This is a genomic window from Micromonospora sp. NPDC051196, from assembly GCF_040682415.1.
In the GTDB taxonomy this organism is placed as follows: Bacteria; Actinomycetota; Actinomycetes; order Mycobacteriales; family Micromonosporaceae; genus Micromonospora.
This window is the reverse complement of sequence record NZ_JBFBAY010000007.1, coordinates 83431-102537: the sequence shown is the minus strand read 5'-3', so window position 1 is coordinate 102537 and position 19107 is coordinate 83431. Positions and strand designations below refer to the sequence as shown.

The window sequence follows — 19107 nt, the reverse complement described above, 5'->3', positions numbered from 1 at the left end:
GGATACGTACGAGGAGTGGCATTTGACCCATCCTGTCGCCGACCCGACAACCGAGCTGGCCCGACGTGGCGCTGCCAGGGCTGCTGGTCTGTCTGGTGGCGCTGCCCGAGGAAGCCACCGGTCGGTGCCGCTAACCGATGGCCTCGACCTGACGGTGCAGTGCCCGGTGCACGAAGTCGCGCGGCATCAACGGTTCGGTGCAGGCAGCGGCCAGTCTCGAACGGATATCGGCGGCGGCCTCCGGGTGTCGACGGGAGATCTCGACGAGGGTGTTTCCGACCTCGGTCCAAACCTCGCTGCTGCGGTCCTGGAACCGGGCCATCAGGGTCTCGATGAGGCCCTCGGTCGGTGGGGCATGCCGCAGATGCCGCACGAGGTCGCGTCGGATCCACCAATCTTCCGACTTGGCAACGATCTCCTGGGCGGTGGCCGCAACAGGCCCGGTCAGCATCCCGCTGTCAGCCAGTACCCCCAAAGCCCGCGCCCGCACGCTTGGTGGATGCTCGCCGGTCGCGAATCTGACCGCAGCAGCGACCATCTCGCTGCCCAGCGCCCGAACCCCGACCAGCACCTCCATCGCCTGCACGCGATCGAGGGGATGCCCGTCATCGGTGGTCGCAACCGTCATCAGCGCAGCGATCACCTCACCGGTCAGCGTCTCGTCACCGGCCAAGGCCCTCAATGCCCGGACCCTGACGGCCGGGTCACCCGGTCCGGTCGCCAACTTCACCGCCGACGCAACCACCTCACCGGTCAACAGGCCGTGCTGCGCCAGCACCTCCACCGCCCGCACCCGAACCGTGGGATCACCGGCACTCGTGGCAAGGCCCACCAACGCAGCAGCCGCCTTCTCAGTCGGCTTTCCACCGGCCGTCAACGCATCTACCGCCGTTACCGCCGAAATCAGGCGACCATCGCCCGCCGCCAACCCCACCAGCACAGCGATCATTTCGTCGGTCAACAAACCTGCCCGCGCCAGCGCCAGCATCGCCAGCGTCCCATCCGCCGGTTGCTCCGTCGCCGCTCCCACGACAGCCGTGACCACCTCATCGGTCAACGCACCACGATCCGCTAACACCTGCACCGCCCATGACCGAACCAACGGTTCATCAGCACCCGTCGCCAACCTCACCACGGCATCGACAACATCAGGGGTGAAGGCAGCACCACGGTGCAAGGCCACGAGCGCGCGCCGCTGAACGATCGGACCCCAGTCGCTGCTCGTCAACGCCACCGCCGCGGCGACCACCTCACCAGTCAGCGCACCCTCTCGTGCCAACACCTCGATCGCCCGGGCCGCCTGAGTCGCATAATGAGAATTTGCCACGTAGCCGAGCCGAGCACGCGTGGTCGGTGAAAGTGGAGCGTGCGCGGCGGCGATCTCGGCCAGGTCGCACCAGCGTTCGTCTTCGTCGCCATCGGACACAGACACGAGGTCGTCGAGCCTCGGCACCCACGTGTCGAGGGCGACCCGGAAGCGCTCGCCGGCTCTGGTGCCACCGAGGGCGCGCAGCCGCTGGATCAGGGCTGCCCGGTAGGCGGTGAAGCGGCATCGACTGATAACGGGGCTGAGATACTCCTCTATCGCCTGGTGCAGGATCTCGTCGATGGTCGCGGTCCGCGCCAGCGGCACGTCGTCGGCCAGGACGCGGAGCATGAACAGGAAGTCACGGCCGAGCAGGTCCTCGTACTCGCTGGGGCCGTTCGCCCCGGGATAGATCGCCTGCGCGATCACCTCGTCGATCTGCTCGGCGTAGTCGGTGCCGATCAGGCCCAGGGCGAGCAGGATCGGCTCGTCGTAGCGGGGATCGTGCAGCCGGCGGCGGATCTCGCCGGCCCGGTTCTCGATCGAGCCGAGCAGGGCCAGCGCCCGGCCGGTGTAGTACTCCTCGAAGGTCAGGTGGGCGAAGCCGTACCGGCCGGGGGCCCGCTCGACCAGCAGCCCGGTGTGCTCGTCGGCCTTCGTGACGAAGTCGAGCACTCCTCGGCCCGGTTCGGTGTGCAGCGGGTCGGCATCACGCAACACCTGCGGATCCCAGGTGCTGCCGTGGTGTGCCGCCCAGAGCGGGCCGAGCACTTCGAGCAGTTCGAGTTTGCTGGCCGCGCCTTCGGGGCGGTGCTCGTGCAGCCACGCGCCGAGCCGCGCCAACCACCGGTTCAGGATCCGCTCGTCGGGCAGGTCCGCCGCCGCGACCCCCTGCGCGCTGCGCCAGGTCCGCCCCAGGGCGTGACACACCTCGATGTACGCCTCGACCCGCCGGTGTGGCAGCCGGCCACTGGACCGGTGCACCAGCACGAGGGCGGTGAGCAGCAGCGGGTTGGCGGCCAGTCGGCGTACCCCTGGGGTGGTTCGTAGAGCGTTGCCGATCGCCGCAGCCTCCCGCGCGGCCGCCTCCCGGGTCGCCGAGGCGGTCCGCTCCGGCGTCTCGGCCCGCTCCACCTCCTGGCAGTAGACGGTCAGGAACCGCTCGATCGTCGCGTCGTCCATCTCCGTCAACCGCACCGCGTGGAACCCCTCCGGCAGGGGCGCGGCCTGATAGCCGGAGATCCGGCTGGTCACCACGAAACGGTTGCCCTGCCGGGCGTACGCGGTGACGAAGGTGACCACCGCCGCAACCACGCTACGTCGCAGATCCGCCGAGGCGATCTCGTCGAGCCCGTCCAGCAGCACCAGGCACCGACCGGCGTCGAGTTGCCGCTGGAGCAGGTCGGCCAGGCCCGGCGTACGGCATTCGTTGCGGCGCAGGTGCTCGGCGAGGAACTCGCCGATGCCCAGCCGGGGATGCCCATGCTGGGCGTACTCACCGACCCGGAGATAGATCGGGAACCGCTTCGGCGCATCCGCAGGGTCGGCGAGCAGGGCCTTGGCGTGGGTCAGGGCGAGGTAGCGCAGCAGGGTCGTCTTGCCCGATCCCGGGTCGCCGAGCACCAGCAGCTGCGCGTTCCCGCCGACCGTGTCCAGCACCGGCAGCACCGGTGCCGCGTTCCGCTCACCGTCGGCGAGGTATTTCCGGCCGTACGTCAACTGCAACCGGTCCAGGGCGGCCTCGAATCCGGTCTGGTCGAGCTGGCCGGTCTCCATCAGCGCGGTCAGCTTGTCGCGTTCCCGTTCGAACCATTCCCGGGCCCGGTCACCGGGCCGCCGGTCGACCTGGGCCTGCAAGCCGACGAACACGTCATCCAGGGGCAGCCGGACGGTGGTGTTGCGGACCACGCCGACGGTCGGCAGGTACCGGTGCTGGTCGACCAGCCAGCTCAGGTAGTGGAACAGGTCGTCCTCGCCGGCCCCGGCGGCGCCGAGGTGTTCGGCCAACCTGCCGGTCGCCTGGGCGCTGCGGGCCTCGTCGGAGCGGTGCAGCAGGGCTTGCAGCGCCGGCTCGCGGCGCACCTCGGTGCCCAGTGCGTCGAGCATCGCCTTGAACACCGGCCGGAGCAGGTTGATCCGGTCGAGTTGCTCGTCGTCGGACTGGAATCGTCCCAGCGACTCGACGGCGCGCCGGGCCAGAGCCGCCGCCGACGGCTGTGCACCGGGAACGAGGACCTTCGCCAGCTCGGTGGCGCCTTCATGCGCCCAGAAGTCGAGGTTGAGGTCGAATTCTGCGAGCCGGTGCCCGTACGCCTGCCGGGCCGCGCCGAACGCGCGGGCCAGCGCCTGCTCCAACGCCTTGCGCTCCGGATCGCCCAGCACGCGCGCCTTCACGCCCTTCAGTGCGGGGTCGGCCAACTGTCTGACCACCTGCGACAAGATCGCTTTGGCCAGGGCGGAGGTCAGCGAAGCAGGTTCCACGGCCGGGCAGTTTAGCCACCGGCATCCACAACCATCACCACGCTCGGCAACCGCAGGCGGTCCGTGCGCTCCCGCCGCTGTCCAGCGCTCACAAACAGCAGCGGCGGGATAGTGGACCGCACCCGTACGATGCTGCTCCGTGTCCCACCGATGAGGAGGATCATGTCCACGACATCGCAGACCCCGACGCTCCGGCTGTTCGCCGTCGACGCGGGCATGCTCGTGGCCACCGTGCTCGCCTTCGGCGGCTATCTGATGCCCTGGTTCAGGAGGAGCAAGAGCGCCCTGTGGTCCTTCTCCGGCTGGGAGTACGCGTCGCTCAGCGACGGGGGTGGCTGGACCTTGCTCACCTTCGGCTGGCTGCTGCTGGCGGCCGGGGCCGCACTGTGGGCACGACAGAGCGTGGTGGCGGCGATGACCGGGCTGGTCGCGGCCATAGGCACCCTGGTCACCGCCCTTGCGGTGGTGGCGGCAAGCTTCGCCATGTTGGGCGAACAGAGCAGCCTGGATTCGGTGGCGGAGCGACCGTTCGGTGCCGGCCTGCCGATCATGGCTGTTGGCATCGGACTGCTCCTGGCCACCTCCTGCCGGGCGATCGTCCGATGCCATCTGCTTGAGGCCACCGAGGACCAGCACGAACCGCCTCAGCCGCCGTCTGCGTAGAAATCGCAGACCCGAGGTTTCCCAGCCTTGCTTCCAGGTCAAGCTAAATATGCATTATCGCGACTAAACCGGGTTTGCGAGCTAGCACACAATTCCTCCGGACATCGAGGTCACATGTCAATTTGAATAATTGACGGTTACGGATTGATGTCGTTATTCTTGCGCGGCAGATGACGTTCTGCGTGTTCGACGGGTCCCACACTCAGCGTCAGCATGGAGGAATCACCATGGACGATGCCCGGAAAACCTGGCGACGGCGTTTCACCAACTCATCGGCGGTCGCCATTGCGGCTGCCCTGCTCGTCTCGGTGGCCGCGTCACCGGCGGCTGCGGCCGAGGGCAGCATTCTCGGCACCAACAATCCGAATGCCATTCCGGACAGCTACCTCGTGGTACTCAAGGACGACACGGCCGTCAACGCCCAAACGCTGACCCGTGAGCTGACCACCAGGTACGACGTCAAGGTCGCGCACACCTACTCGCATGCGTTGAACGGATTCGCGGGCAGGATGAGCCACGCTACGGCTCGCCGGCTCGCCGCCCAGCCGGGAGTGGCGTACGTCGAGCAGGACGTCGAGGTCCAGCTCACGGGTACTCAGGTGTACCCGCCGTCATGGGGGCTCGACCGGATCGATCAGCGACATTTGCCGCTCGACAACAAATACACGTACCCGGATGCGACGAACAGGGTGCGGGCGTATGTGCTCGACACCGGGATCCGGACGACGCATGTCGATTTCGGCGGCCGGGCAGTCTGGGGTGTCAACACCACCGGGGACGGGATCAACACCGACTGCAACGGCCACGGTACGCATGTCGCGGGCACCCTCGGTGGCAGGCAGTTCGGGGTTGCCAAGAGCGTGTCACTGGTCGCCGTCAAGGTCCTCGGCTGCAGCGGAGTGGGTACTATCGCGGGAATCATCGCCGGGGTCGAATGGGTGACCGCTCACCACGTGACCAAGGGGACGGCGGTGGCGAACATGAGTCTCGGCGGTCCAGGTAGCCACATGACCTTGGAGAACGCGATCCGGACTTCCATCCTGAAAGGCGTGCTGTACACGATCTCCTCGGGTAACAACAACTCCGACGCCTGCGAACACACCCCGGCCCGGGTCCTCGAAGCGATCACGGTGAACGCCAGCACCATCGGCGACTCCCGGGCACTGTTCTCCAACTGGGGCCGCTGCACCGACATCTTCGCCCCCGGCCAGGAAATCCGTTCCGCCTGGCACACCAGCGACAACAGCTCCTCCATCGCCAGCGGCACCTCGATGGCCGCCCCGCACGTTGCCGGTGCCGCCGCCCTGATCCTCGGCAACAGCCCCGGCCTGACCCCCCAGCAGGTAGGCAACGTGATCCTGGGCAACGCCACCCAGAATAAGATCCCCAACCCGGAGGGCTCGCCGAACCGGCTGCTCTACGTCGGCCCGACCGGGGTCATCCCCATTCCGGACAGTGCTCCGCTGAGCCCGACCGGTTCCTGATCCCCGACTCGCACAGCGGGGTCGCAGCAGAACTGCGGCCCCGCCTGCGTTCCGGTCCGTTCCTGGACGGCCCGTCAGGCAACACCTCAACCCGCCGGCTCGCGTTGCCTGACGATGCCACACGCGACGGTAAGCAGATCGTCCCGACCGATCCGCTCCGGGTCGACCAGCACGGTCACCGCGACGCCCGGCTCGGTCAGCCAGAACGCCTGCGCATCAGTCGCCAGGCCGGGCCCGTCGGGGTGCGGGAACTCGGTCACCTGCCGATCGTCGAGTTCGCGTTCGTGATAGTCGACGAGGAAGACACGCAGCCCATCGAGGTCGCCCAGCCGCGGCCCGCGCAGCACATGCACCCGCAGGTCCACCCGGTACCCGTCGGTCGTCTGCCGCTCCCAGACCCGGCTGGCGATCTGCACGTCGCCCCACTCGCTGGCGAAGTCGGAAACCTCCTCGCCCAGCCCGTCCGGCACGTATCCGATGTGGAATCCGTCCAGCACCCCACCGTCACCCACTGCGCCGCCTCCACACTTGTCGAGTCGCCCGTGCTCAGTTACCCAGCGCGCGTACCTTGGCAATGGTCTCCTGGACGTGCTGCTTGGCGGGCTCACCGCCCTGCGCGGCCTGCGCGAGCGCCTGCCGATACGAGTCGATCATGTTGATCAGCGGCCCGGCGGCGACACCCTGCAACGCGCCCGCGACGAGTTGGCGCGCCTCGGCCGCGTCCTGCGCGGCAGCAGCCGTCTTCGCCTTCGCCTCGTCCAGCTTCTGCGCCGCTGCCGCCAGCCTGGCGATCATCTCCGCTGCACTCACGCGCCCACCCTCCGACTAGCTCCCCTGCCGCCCCCGCCTCCACCAGAGCAGCGACCACAGGGGAGAGTACGAGACTCCCGCACCCTCCGCGATCGCGGTGCGTAGGAGATCTTGGTACGAAAGTGCCCTTGGAGGGGCGGTAACGCTCCAAGATCTCTGCGAGCCCCGGAGTCAGCGCAGGGTGCGGATCAGGATGAGGTAGCCGCAGTAGGCGAGCGGGACGGCGAGGAAGCAGAGCAGGAAGCCGATCACCGGGTAGCGGGGTCCGGTGGCGGCGCCGACAGCGGGTCGGCCCCAGCGGCCGAGCACCAGCCAGCCACCGATCAGCGAGGCGGCGGGCAGGCCGGCACACATCCAGGAGAACAGCGTCCATCCGCCGACCACGCCGACTCCGGACGCGAGCACCATGACCAGCATGATCAGCACCGACACGGCGGCGAAGCCTAGGTAGACGGCGATCGCCCGGGCCATCGGCGACCAGGTCGGCAGCAGCGCCGGCCGCTGGGCCAGCACCTCCGCCTGCTGCGCGTACCGGTCAGCCTCGTCGGCCCACCGCCGGGCCATCTCCAACTCCGTCGCCGGGTCGACCTCGCCGGCCCGCTGGCCGGGCACCCCGGCCGCCGTCGCGCTCACCGCCACCGGCAACGCCCGCTCCGCCTCCCCCACATCCCCCTGGGGGTACGCCCCGACGCCCGGCCGCCCCGGCGCGGCGGCTGCGCCGCCGTCCCACCCCGTCCCCGGTGCCGGGCCACCTGCTCCCGCTGAGCCGGACGGGCCCGGTGGCCCGGAGACAGGCGCGGAGAAGGGGTGACCGGAGACAGGCGGCGCAGGCGGGCCGGAGGTGGGCGCGCCGGGTGGACCTGGCGGGCCCGAACCGGACCCGGGGCCATGTGGCGGGCCGGAAGTAGGTGCGGAGCCCGGTGCACCGAGGGTGGGCCCGACGCCTGGCGGGCCGGCGGGTAGCGGTGTGGTGCCGATCGTCCGGCCGAGTTGGTCGAGGCGCTGCCCCTGGGCGAGCAGTCGGCGGTCGAGGTAGTCCACGGCGGCGCCGAGATCCCGCTGTCGGTCGGCTTCGGCGGCGACGCCCTGCTCGCCGGCGCGCTGCTGAACGGACAGGTGGCGGGCCAGCGCGGCGTACTCGTCGAAGGTGGACACGCTCACTCCTGCCCCTCGGCGGTGTGCCCGTCGCGGGCGAACGGCACGATCAACCGGATCCGCTGGTCGTGCCGGTCGACCAGCAGCGCCCGGTCGGCCCGGGGCGTGTACGCCAGATCGTGCACGCCGAGGTGCAGGCCGAGGTCGGCGCCGGGCACGTTCAACGCCACCAGGCAGGCGACGTCGTCGCGGTTCTGCGTACCGCCGAGGTCGTCGGCGAGCCGGCGCAGCCCGCGCCACCAGCCGAGCAGATGCACCCCGTGGCCGGGGCCCTGGCGCAGCAGGGTACGCAGGTCGTCGTGCCCGGTGCGGAAGCTGGCCGGATCGGTCTCGGCGAGCAGACCGGCGGCGGCGTCCATCCCGAACACCACCAGATAGCTGCGCCCCGGCGGGTCCGCGGACTCGGTCGAGCCGACGGCGAGGGTGGCGAGCTGCTGACGCAGGGCCGCGGCGTCGAGGCGTACGACCGGGTGTCCGGCGGCGGTCAGCGTGGCGGCGGTGTCGTCGGCGGCCTGGTCGGCGGCGGCGACCAGGGGTGCGAGCAGGAAGGTCGCCTCGCCGGGGGTGTGCTGCCGGGCCAGGCTCAGGGTCGCGGCGCGCAGCACCTCGGCACCGGCGGCCGAGGTGCCCACCACGGCCAGATGCCGACCGGGGGCGGTGTCCATGATGAACAGGGCGCTGGTGCCGTCCACGTCGACCGTTCGGCCGACCAGGGCCAGCGGTCGCCGGCCGCCGGGGCGTAGACCGGCGAAGGTGGCGTCGTCCTCGACCTGCGCGGTCTCGTACCCCCGGAACACCGACGGCGGCCGGGCTGCTGCCGGACGGGCCTGCCACAGCTCGTGCCGCAGGCGGGTCAACTCGTCGGCGGCGGCGTAGGCGTCGGGGAAGCGGATCACCGTGTTCGCGCCGGACACCCCGGCGGCGGTGTTGACCACGGCCGAGCCGACCGGCAGGGTGGCCGCCGCGTCGTTGAGCGGGTCGAGCACTCCCCCGCCGCCGGGCAACGCCACCCGCAACGCGAACTGCCCGAAGACCGCCTCGGCGCGGCCGTAGAGCGCCTCGATGCCCGTCGTGCTCTGACTGGCCAACACCAGGTGTACGCCGTACGAGCGGCCCTTGCGGGCCAACTCCTCCAGCAGGTCCACCGACTCCCGGGAGATCGGGTCGTTGCCGGCGAGCAGCACCTGGAACTCGTCGATCACGGCGACGATCCTCGGCACGGCGGTGTCGGCGGGCAGATCGGCCAGCTTGGTGACGCCGTGGCGTTTCAACGCGGTGGCCCGCCGGTGCAGTTCGCGGCGCAGTTCACGCAGCACCGCCACGCCGTACTCGCGGTCGCTCTCGATGCCGACGGCGCGGGCGTGCGGCAGCCAGGACGGGTCACGGCCGGTGGGGACGAACTCGGTGAAGCTCACCCCCTCCTTGAAGTCGAGCAGGTAGAGCTGCAACTCGGTCGGCGCGTAGCGGGCGGCCAGCCCGTAGAGCACGTCGAGCAGGAACACCGTCTTGCCGGCGCCGGTACGCCCACCGACCAGCCAGTGCGGGGTGGCGTCGTCGAAGGCGACGGTGAACGGTTCGCGTCCGGCCCGACCGACCACGGTACGCAGGCCGGCGCGGGCCGAGGCGGCCCACCGCTGCGGCGGTAGCAGGTCGGCGAAGCGGACCGTCGCGCCTCGACGGGCGGCCTCGCCGAGGTGGGTGGCGAGCGCGGTGACCGAGGCCGGCGGCGGGTCACCGTCGAGCCGTACCGGGGCGGCCAGCCCGCTGCCGTCGGCGCTGAACGGTGTGTGCGGTGGATCGCCGACGCGGGCGTACCCGTCGATCATCCGTAGGGTGGTGGTGGCGCCCAGCGGCGGCGGCGCCGGCTCGCCCGGCCCGGCCGCTGACCAGCCGGCGAGCAGGACGCAGACGGCGGCGGCCGGTCCGGCGTGAGTGAGTGCGGCGAGCCGGGCGGCCTCGCGGGGCGACGGCACGGACGCGGCGACCACCACCAGGAGTTCCTGGTCCGGCCGATCGTTCTGCCGGGCGGTGCGGGCATGCTGCTCGGCGACGTCGAGCAGCGCGGCGACCTCCGCCTCGGTCGTCGCCGGTGGATCGATGACGCCGGTGTCGAGCAGCGGCCGCAGTGGGCCGAAGGTGGCACCGAGGGCGGCGCTGTCCAGCCCGGTGACCCGGACGCCGCCGGGCGCGGCGGTGGCCAGCAGGCGCAGCACGACCGCACGCAGCAGCCCGGCCACGGCCGGGTCACGGGCGTCGGTGTCGACGGCGAGGTGGTGGCCGGCACCGAGGGGCACCAGGACGGGGAAGCCGCCACCGGCGGTGACCGCCGCACCGAGGCGTACCGGCACCGGCTGCCCGGCCAGCGGGGTGCCCGGCGTCGGGGTGGCCAGGCTGCCACCGACCCGGGCCAACCGGGCCAGCAGGTCGGAGTCGACCGCCGGGGCGGACGGTGCGGACATCCGCAGCGCCTGCCGAGCGGAATCGAGGTGGGCCCGGGCGGCCCGGTGGGCGGCGATCGCCTGCCCGTACGCCGACGCGAGCCTGCCCAACCCCTGCACCTCCGCCGCGCGTCCTCTGGTCCGCTGAAACCCTAACGGAACGCGGCGAGCCGGGCACGCCTGCGACGGTCGACGTGTCGTACCCGGCCAGCGACAGTGGACGTTCTGTTCGACGCAACGACCGCGTCTCCAAGCGCCACCGACGACCCTGCGGCCCTGCCCAAGCTTGGTCGACGGCCCTGCCCAGCGCGGCCGGCGACCCGTGGGTCGCCGGCCGCGCGAAGGGGTCAGCGGGTGACCGCGTTGAGCGCCGGCAGGTAGCCGTGACGGTAGCCGTCGGCGTTCGGGTGGTAGGCCTCGATGACGCCGCTGACGTCACGGATCCACGGCTGGGCGGCGCAGACGCCGTGGCCGGCGAAGGTGGGTCGGGTGTCGGCGAAGGTGGCGCCGGCCGCAGCGGCCCGGTCGGCGGTCACCTGGGCGAGCACGTCGGCGGCCTCGTTGAGCAGGGTGCGCTTGTGGCTGCTCATCGCCAACAGTCCACAGGAGCCGGTCTCGAACAGGCGCGGGTAGCCGAGCACGATCAGCCGGGCGTTGGGCGCCCGGTCGCGGATGGCGGCGTAGGTGCGGTCCAGCCGGGCCGGGAGCGTACCGGTGGCGAAGGCTTTCGCCTGGTTGACCGCGTTGGTGCAGCTGGAGGTGCTGCCGAAGCGGCAACTGGTCATCACGTCGGCGAACCCGGCGTCGTTACCGCCGACGGTGATGGTGACCATGGTGGTGGTGCTGCTCAGCGAGCTGAGCTGGTTGTTGAGCACGTCGGCGGTGACCGCGCCGCCGCAGGCGGGGAAGCGGAAGCTGGCCACGTTGTTGGCGGCGGCCCACAGCGGGGCGTACGACTTCTGGCTGCGCAGGCAGGTGGACAGGTCGTACGGGCCGGCGCCGACACCGGAGGAGTACGAGTCGCCGAGGGCGACGTAATGGATGGGGGCGGCAGCCGCCTGGGCGGCTGCGGGGACGGCCAGTGCACCGAGGGTGGCGGTGGCGAGGGCGACCAGCGCGGCCAGGGCGCGGGCCATCAGACGGTGTGGCATGGGACCTCCACATGGGGGTGATGGTGGAGCCCGAGAACCGCGCGCGTGGCCTGGGGTTGTTACTGGGCGGTAATGCTATCGAAACAAGTGGATGAAGGGAATAGCCGACGGCACCCGCCCGATCAGTTCGACCAGGCGGGTGCCGTGTGCTCTGAGCCGCGTGCTGTTAACAGGGGACCCCTGCTATGCACGAGACGTTAAAAGGGGGCCCTTCCTTACACCGCCAGTGGGCGGGAGGCGGCGTGCACGGGGGCGGGCAGGGCGCCGATGCCGCCGAGGTAGGTGTGGATCGCCGCAGCGGCGGCCCGCCCCTCGGCGATCGCCCAGACGATCAACGAGGCACCCCGGTGCATGTCACCGGCGACGAAAACCCCGTCGACCTCGGTCTGCCAGTCGGCCCGGGAGTCGATCGCGCCCCGGGCGTTGCGGCTGACCCCGAACTGCGCCAGCAGCGGCTGCTCCTCGGTGCCCTCGAAACCGATCGCCAGCAGCACCAGGTCGGCGGGCAGTTCCCGCTCGGTGCCCGGCACCGTGGTGACGATCCGCCGGCCGGCACGCTTCTCGACGGTCACCTCGGCGATGCGTACCGCCCGGACCGCGCCGGTGCCGTCGTCGACGAACTCCTGCACCGCCACGGCGAAGACCCGCTCGCCGCCCTCCTCGTGAGCCGCGTACTCGCGCAGGATCCACGGCCAGGTCGGCCACGGGTCGCGGGCCTCGTCGCGGGCCTGCGGCGGGCGCGGGTACAGGTCCAACTGGTGTACGCCGGCCGCGCCCTGCCGGTGCGCCACCCCGAGGCAGTCCGCCGCGGTGTCCCCGCCGCCGATGATGACCACGTGCTTGCCGGCCGCGTCGATCGGCGTACCGTCGGGGAGGGTGGCCAGGGCGGGCCGCCCTTCACCGGCCGCCACCACCCGGTTGGCCGCCACCAGATGCGCCATCGCCTGGTGTACGCCGCGCAGCGCTCGGCCCGGGGTGTCGGTCTCGCGGCCCTGCAACGCCCCGCAGGCCAGCAGCACCGCGTCGTGCTGCTCGCGCAGCTGTTCGGCGGTGACGTCGACGCCGACGTTCACCCCGGTGCGGAACTCCACCCCTTCGGCGGCGAGCTGGGCCAGCCGGGTGTCGATGTGCCGCTTCTCCAGCTTGAAGTCGGGGATGCCGTACCGCAGCAGGCCACCGATGGCGTCGTCACGCTCGTACACGGTGACGGCGTGACCGGCGCGGGCCAGTTGCTGTGCGGCGGCGAGCCCGGCCGGGCCGGAGCCGACCACGGCGACGGACCGGCCGCTCGGTGCCGGCACCGGACGCGGGGTCAGCCCCCGGGCCACGGCAGCGTCGGCGATCTCCACCTCGACCTGCTTGATGGTCACCGGGTCACCCCCGGCGATGCCCAGTACGCAGGCGGCCTCACAGGGCGCCGGGCAGAGCCGACCGGTGAACTCGGGAAAATTGTTGGTGGCGTGCAACGACTCCACCGCCGCGTCCCAGTTGCCGGTGCGGACCAGGTCGTTCCAGTCCGGGATCCGGTTCGCCAGCGGGCAACCGGCGGTGTCGCTGTGGCAGAACGGGATGCCGCAGTCCATGCACCGGGCCGCCTGCTCGCGGATCAACTCCTCACCGGCCGGCGGGTAGACCTCCCGCCAGTCGCTGATCCGCACCGGCACCGGCCGACGCGCCGGCATCCGGCGGGGGTAGCGCAGAAAACCGTTCGGGTCAGGCACGAGCCACCTCCTGGGCGACCACCCGGTTCGCGGGCGGGACCGGCTGCGACGCCTCGCCGGGCGCCGACTGCGACGCTGCGGTGAGCGCCGACTGCGACGCCCCGGCGGGCGCCGGCTGCGGTTGTGCGGCGGCGGGCGCCAGGGCGCTCATCACCGCGTCGTCGACGTCCTGGCCGGCGGCTTCGGCGGCCTGCATGATCTCCATGACCCGGCGGTAGTCCCGGGGTACCACGGCGGTGAACTCCTCCACCGCCTCCGGCCAGCGCTTGAGCAGCTGTTCGGCGACCGCCGAGTCGGTCTCGGCGAAGTGCCGCTGCACCAGCTCGTGCAGCCGGACGCGCTCCTGCTCGCTCGGCGCGGACAGGTCGACCAGTTCGGTGTTGACCCGCCGCCGGTCGAGGTTCCAGACGAACGCGGTACCGCCGGACATGCCGGCGGCGAAGTTGCGACCGGTCCCGCCGAGCACCACCACCGTGCCGCCGGTCATGTACTCGCAGCCGTGGTCACCGACGCCCTCGACGACGGCCACCGCACCGGAGTTACGCACCGCGAACCGCTCCCCCACCCGCCCGCGCAGGAAGACCTCACCTGCGGTGGCGCCGTAAAGGATGGTGTTGCCGGCGATGATCTGGTCCTCGGCGCGGCCACCCGGGGCGGCGTCGGCGGCGACGAACGGCGAGGTCGGTGCCGGCCGGACGACCAGCCGCCCGCCGGAAAGTCCCTTGCCGACGTAGTCGTTGGCGTCGCCGTACAGCCGCAGGGTGATCCCGGGCGGCAGGAACGCCCCGAAGGACTGCCCGGCGGTGCCGCGCAGGGTGAACTCGATGGTGTCGGCGGGCAGCCCGGCACCGCCGTAGCGGCGGGTCAACTCGCCGCCGAGCATCGCGCCGACGCTGCGGTGCTCGTTGCGGATCGTCACCTCGGCCCGGACCGGGGTGACCGGTGCGTCGCCGCCGCGCAGGGCCGGCTCGGCCAGCGCGATGAGCTGGTTGTCCAGCGCCAGCTCCAGGCCGTGGTCCTGGGCACGTACGCCCCGGCGGGCCGCCCCCTCGGGCAGCTCCGGCAGGTGCAGCACCCGGTGCAGGTCGAGCCCACCGGCCTTCCAGTGCTCGATCGCCGGGGCCACGTCGAGCAGTTCGGTGCGGCCGATCGCCTCGTCGATGCTGCGCAGACCCAGCTCGGCCAGGTAGCCGCGGATCTCCTCGGCGAGGAAGAGGAAGAAGTTCTCCACGAACTCCGGCTTGCCGGTGTAGCGCTCACGCAGCACGGGATTCTGGGTGGCGATGCCGACCGGACAGGTGTCCAGGTGACAGACCCGCATCATGATGCAGCCGGAGACGATCAGCGGGGCGGTGGCGAAGCCGAACTCCTCGGCGCCGAGCAGCGCCGCGACGATCACGTCCCGGCCGGTCTTGAGCTGGCCGTCGACCTGCACGGTGACCCGGTCACGCAGCTTGTTGAGCAGCAGCGTCTGCTGCGCCTCGGCCAGGCCCAGCTCCCACGGGGTGCCGGCGTGCTTGAGTGAGTTCAGTGGGGAGGCGCCGGTGCCGCCGTCGTGACCGGAGATCAGGATGACGTCGGCCTTGAGCTTGGCCACCCCGGCGGCGACGGTGCCGACGCCGACCTCACTGACCAGCTTGACGTGCACCCGGGCGGCCGGGTTGACGCACTTGAGGTCGTGCACCAGTTGGGCGAGGTCCTCGATGGAGTAGATGTCGTGGTGCGGCGGCGGCGAGATCAGGCCGACGCCGGGGGTGGCGTGCCGGGTGCGGGCGATCCACGGCCACACCTTGTTGCCGGGCAACTGCCCGCCCTCGCCGGGCTTGGCGCCCTGCGCCATCTTGATCTGGAGGTCGTCGGCGTTGACCAGGTATTCGCTGGTCACGCCGAACCGGCCGCTGGCGATCTGCTTGACCGCGGAGCGGCGGGCCGGGTCGTGCAGCCGGTCGACGTCCTCGCCGCCCTCACCGGTGTTGGACTTGCCGCCGAGGCGGTTCATCGCGATCGCCAGGGTCTCGTGCGACTCGGCCGAGATCGACCCGTACGACATGGCGCCGGTGGCGAACCGCTTGACGATCTCGCTGGCCGGCTCCACCTCCTCGATCGGCACCGGCGGCAGTTCACCGGTACGCAGCCGGAACAGCCCGCGCAGGGAGCCGGCCTTCGCGGCCAACTCGTCGACCTTGGCGGTGTAGGTGCGGAACACGTCGTACTGGCGGCTGCGGGTGGCGTGCTGGAGCAGGAAGACCGTCTCCGGGTTGAACAGGTGCAGCTCGCCTTCGCGGCGCCACTGGTACTCCCCACCCACCGGCAGCCGGTCGGTGACGGTGGTGCCGGGCGCCGGCCAGGCCAGCGCGTGCCGGGCGGCCACCTCGGCGTGGATGCCGTCGAGGCCGACGCCGCTGATCGTGCTCGGCGTGCCCCGGAAGTACCGCTCGACGAGGCGGGTGTGCAGCCCGACCGCCTCGAAGACCTGCGCACCGCAGTACGACGACACCGTCGAGATGCCCATCTTCGACATGATCTTCAGGACGCCCTTGCCGAGCGCCTTGACGTAGTTGCGGATCGCGGTGCGCGGCTCGACGCCGGCCAGCGCGCCCGTGGAGATCATGTCTTCGACCGACTCGAAGGCCAGGTACGGGTTGACCGCCGCCGCGCCGTAGCCGATCAGCACTGCCGCGTGGTGCACCTCACGGCAGTCGCCGGACTCCACGATCAGCGCGACCTGAGTGCGGGTCTGCTCCCGGACCAGGTGCTGGTGCACCGCCGCGGTGAGCAGCAGCGACGGGATCGGGGCCAGGTCGGCGTTGGAGTCGCGGTCGGAGAGCACCAGAATCCGTACGCCGTCCTCGATCGCCTCGGAGACGTGCCGGCAGATCTCGGTCAGCCGGGCCTTGATCCCGGCGCCGCCGTCGCGGATCCGGTAGAGCCCGGAGACCCGCACCGCCTTGAAGCCGGGCAGGTCGCCGTCCTCGTCGATGCTGAGGATCTTGGCCAGCTCGTCGTTGTCGATCACCGGGTGGGGCAGCACGATCTGCCGACAGCTCGCCGGGCCGGGGTCGAGCAGATTGCCCTCCGGGCCGATGGTCGAGGCCAGGCTGGTCACCAACTCCTCCCGGATGGCGTCCAGCGGCGGGTTGGTGACCTGGGCGAAGAGCTGGTGGAAGTAGTCGTAGAGCAGCCGGGGTCGGGTGGACAGCGGGGCGATCGGGGTGTCCGTACCCATCGAGCCGATCGGCTCCGCGCCGGTGCGGGCCATCGGCGCGAGCAGGATCTTCAGCTCCTCCTCGGTGTAGCCGAAGGTCAGCTGGCGACGGCGTACCGAGTCGTGGGTGTAGACCTGGTGTTCGCGGGCCGGCAGGTCGTCCAGCTCGATCAGCCCGGCGTGCAGCCAGTCGGCGTACGGCTGGGCGGCGGCCAGCTCGGTCTTGATCTCGTCGTCGTGCACGATCCGGCCGGTCGTGGTGTCGACCAGGAACATCTTGCCGGGCTGGAGGCGGCCCTTGGCGACCACGGTGGCCGGGTCGAGGTCGAGCACGCCCGCCTCGCTGCCCAGCACCACGAGCCCGTCGGCGGTCTGCCACCAGCGGCCCGGCCGCAGGCCGTTGCGGTCGAGCACCGCGCCGACGATCTCGCCGTCGGTGAAGGCGACCGAGGCCGGCCCGTCCCAGGGCTCCATCAGGCTGGCGTGGAACCGGTAGAAGGCGCGCTTGTCGGCGGCCATGTCCGGGTCGTTCTCCCACGCCTCGGGGATCATCATCAGCACCGCGTGCGGCAGGCTCCGCCCGGCCAGGTGCAGCAGTTCAAGGACCTCGTCGAAGTTCGCCGAGTCGGAGGCGGCGGGGGTGCAGACCGGGAAGACCCGCCGGATGTTGCCGGACAGCTCCGGGGTCCGGAGGAGGGCCTCGCGGGCCTGCATCCAGTTCCGGTTGCCCCGGATCGTGTTGATCTCACCGTTGTGCGCGATGAACCGGTACGGGTGCGCCAGCGGCCAGGACGGGAACGTGTTGGTAGAGAACCGGGAGTGCACCAGGGCGATGGCGCTGTCCACCCGCTCGTCGGTCAGATCCGGGTAGAACGCGGGCAACTGGTCCGGGGTGAGCATGCCCTTGTAGACCATGGTCCGCCCGGACAGTGACGGGAAGTACGCCGGCACGCCGCGCTCGGCGGACTCCCGCTCGGCCTGCTTGCGTACGCAGAAGGCGACCCGCTCAAGCTCGATGCCGCGCAGCGGGGAACCGGCCGGACCGGCCGGGGTGTCGGTGAGCCGGCGGGCGGCGAGGAACAACTGCCGCACCCGGGGCATCGCCGCCAGGGCCGTGGCACCGAGGTCCGAGGCGTCGACCGGGACGTCCCGCCAGCCGAGCAGCTCCGCCCCCTCGACCAGGGCGTACTTCTCGACCACCTGCCGGGCGCGAGCCTCACCGGCGTCGTCGTCGGGCAGGAAGACCAGGCCGGTGGCGTACTCGCCGGCCGGGGGCAGCGGGAAGTCCACCACCGCGCGCAGGAACGCGTCCGGCACCTGGATCATGATGCCGGCACCGTCGCCGGTGTTCGGTTCCGCGCCCCGGGCACCCCGGTGGTCCAGCCGGCACAGCGCGCCGAGACCGTTGGCGACCACCGTATGGGAGCGCCGTCCGTGCAGGTCAGCCACGAAGGCAACACCGCAGGCGTCATGCTCGTGAGCGGCGTCGTAAAGGCCGGTGGAGGACGTCACCTGGCCGTGTCGCGGCGCCGGCTGGGGGCGGTGTGGGTACGCAAAGGCCACCGGGCCTCCTGTCGTCGCTCAGGGTAGATCATGATCGGGACGACGTCGGCCCTACACACGGATTATTGAGTCTACGTTAGGGCGTGGCACCCTAGGCCAGTGCAGATTGATCACACCGTCCAGAGTTTGGGACAGGTAGTCTCGCCGGGTGGATGCAGACCACGCTGACCTGCTGGACCGATTGGAACAGTTTTATGACGCTGTGCCGCGAGACGCGGCTCGCGTGGAGGATCACGGTAGCTGCGTCCTGTTCGTCCGGGAAGGTGCCGGATGGCCGTTCTATGCCCGGCCTCGTCGCGGCGCGACCCGGTCACCGTCGCTGGCCGACCTGAACACCGTCCGGAGCCGACAGCGGGAACTCGGTCTGCCCGAGGCCCTGGAATGGGTACACGAGATCAACCCGGAACTGCTCACGGTGGCCCGCTCGGCCGGACTCTCCGTCCTGGAGGCGCCGCTGCTGGTGCTCGACCCGGCCGCACTGGCCGACCCGGCCGCCTTCACCCACGTACCGGTACGGCTGCTGACCGCCGCCACGCCGACCACCGCCGCCAACGTGGCCGCCCGACGGGCCGTCGCGGCGATCGGGTTCGCCGCCCCCGGCACCAGCCGCGGCGAGGCCGGCCCGGCGCAGCGCGACGCCGCCCTGCGCGGCCTGGACGTCGCGGCACTGGACGAGGAACTGACCCGCATCGCCAACGGCAGCCGGCTCGCCGCGCTGGCCGAGACGCCCGACGAGGGGACGCTCGCCAGCGGCATGGCCATGCGGGTCGGCGATGTAGCCGAGATCGCCGGGGTGGCCACCCTGCCCAGCGCCCGACGCCGTGGCCTGGCCGCCGCCGTGACCGCCACCCTGGCCCACGCCCTGCTGGCCGAGGGTGTCGAGGTGGTCTTCCTCTCCGCCGGCAGCGAGGAGATCGCCCGCGTCTACCTCCGCGCAGGCTTCCGCCGCATCGGCACCGCCTGCATAGCCGAACCCCCCACCATCACCCCGCACTAACCCCCACCCCAAGTACCCCACGCACCCCACAGGCCCCAGGCGCCCCACGCACTGGCGCGCTGGTGGGCTGGCGCACCTGGCGCACCTGGCGCACCTGGCGCACCGCGATCATGCAGTTTCGGTCGCACTTTTG

11 protein-coding genes are annotated in these 19107 nt (G+C 71.4%); 3 read left to right on the top strand and 8 right to left on the bottom strand.

Going from position 1 to position 19107, the window contains the following annotated elements:
* Positions 1–130 precede the first annotated feature (130 nt).
* Complete coding sequence (locus AB0M35_RS15900) at positions 131–3787, bottom strand: NACHT domain-containing protein (RefSeq protein WP_363745860.1); 3657 nt, start codon at positions 3785–3787, stop codon at positions 131–133.
* Between the two features lie 162 nt (positions 3788–3949).
* Between AB0M35_RS15900 and AB0M35_RS15895 the strand changes: the two genes are divergently transcribed.
* Together AB0M35_RS15895 and AB0M35_RS15890 are read left to right on the top strand one after the other, a co-directional pair.
* Positions 3950–4450, top strand: a complete 501-nt coding sequence (locus AB0M35_RS15895) for a hypothetical protein (RefSeq protein ID WP_363745858.1) — start codon at positions 3950–3952, stop codon at positions 4448–4450.
* 227 nt (positions 4451–4677) lie between these two features.
* Positions 4678–5934 (top strand): S8 family peptidase, encoded by a 1257-nt coding sequence (locus tag AB0M35_RS15890; protein WP_363745856.1) that lies wholly within the window; start codon positions 4678–4680, stop codon positions 5932–5934.
* An 86-nt stretch (positions 5935–6020) separates the two neighbouring features.
* Here the strand turns inward: AB0M35_RS15890 and AB0M35_RS15885 are convergent, their stop codons facing one another.
* From AB0M35_RS15885 to gltB, 7 genes are all read right to left on the bottom strand, one after another.
* A complete protein-coding gene (locus AB0M35_RS15885; protein WP_363745854.1) occupies positions 6021–6446 on the bottom strand; it encodes a hypothetical protein in 426 nt (141 codons plus the stop codon).
* A gap of 34 nt (positions 6447–6480) precedes the next feature.
* Complete coding sequence (locus tag AB0M35_RS15880; protein WP_102660593.1) at positions 6481–6744, bottom strand: DUF6244 family protein; 264 nt, start codon at positions 6742–6744, stop codon at positions 6481–6483.
* Between the two features lie 171 nt (positions 6745–6915).
* Positions 6916–7899 (bottom strand): hypothetical protein, encoded by a 984-nt coding sequence (locus AB0M35_RS15875; RefSeq protein WP_363745852.1) that lies wholly within the window; start codon positions 7897–7899, stop codon positions 6916–6918.
* A 2-nt stretch (positions 7900–7901) separates the two neighbouring features.
* On the bottom strand, positions 7902–10448 hold the full coding sequence (locus AB0M35_RS15870; protein WP_363745851.1) for an FtsK/SpoIIIE domain-containing protein: 2547 nt from the start codon (positions 10446–10448) through the stop codon (positions 7902–7904).
* 236 nt (positions 10449–10684) lie between these two features.
* Entirely contained in the window at positions 10685–11488 is an 804-nt protein-coding gene (locus AB0M35_RS15865) for an SGNH/GDSL hydrolase family protein (protein ID WP_363745849.1), read from the bottom strand.
* Positions 11489–11703: 215 nt separating this feature from the next.
* Positions 11704–13209: a glutamate synthase subunit beta gene (locus tag AB0M35_RS15860; protein WP_363745847.1), complete on the bottom strand. Its 1506-nt coding sequence runs from the start codon at positions 13207–13209 to the stop codon at positions 11704–11706.
* Complete coding sequence (gene gltB / locus AB0M35_RS15855; RefSeq protein ID WP_363746200.1) at positions 13202–17926, bottom strand: glutamate synthase large subunit; 4725 nt, start codon at positions 17924–17926, stop codon at positions 13202–13204. Before gltB ends, AB0M35_RS15860 begins: the two co-directional genes overlap by 8 nt.
* Positions 17927–18125: 199 nt before the next feature.
* Here gltB and AB0M35_RS15850 point away from each other — a divergent pair, with 199 nt between their 5' ends.
* The gene (locus AB0M35_RS15850; protein ID WP_363745845.1) at positions 18126–18974 is read left to right on the top strand and encodes a GNAT family N-acetyltransferase; all 849 of its coding nucleotides are present in this window, start codon (positions 18126–18128) and stop codon (positions 18972–18974) included.
* Positions 18975–19107: the final 133 nt, after the last annotated feature.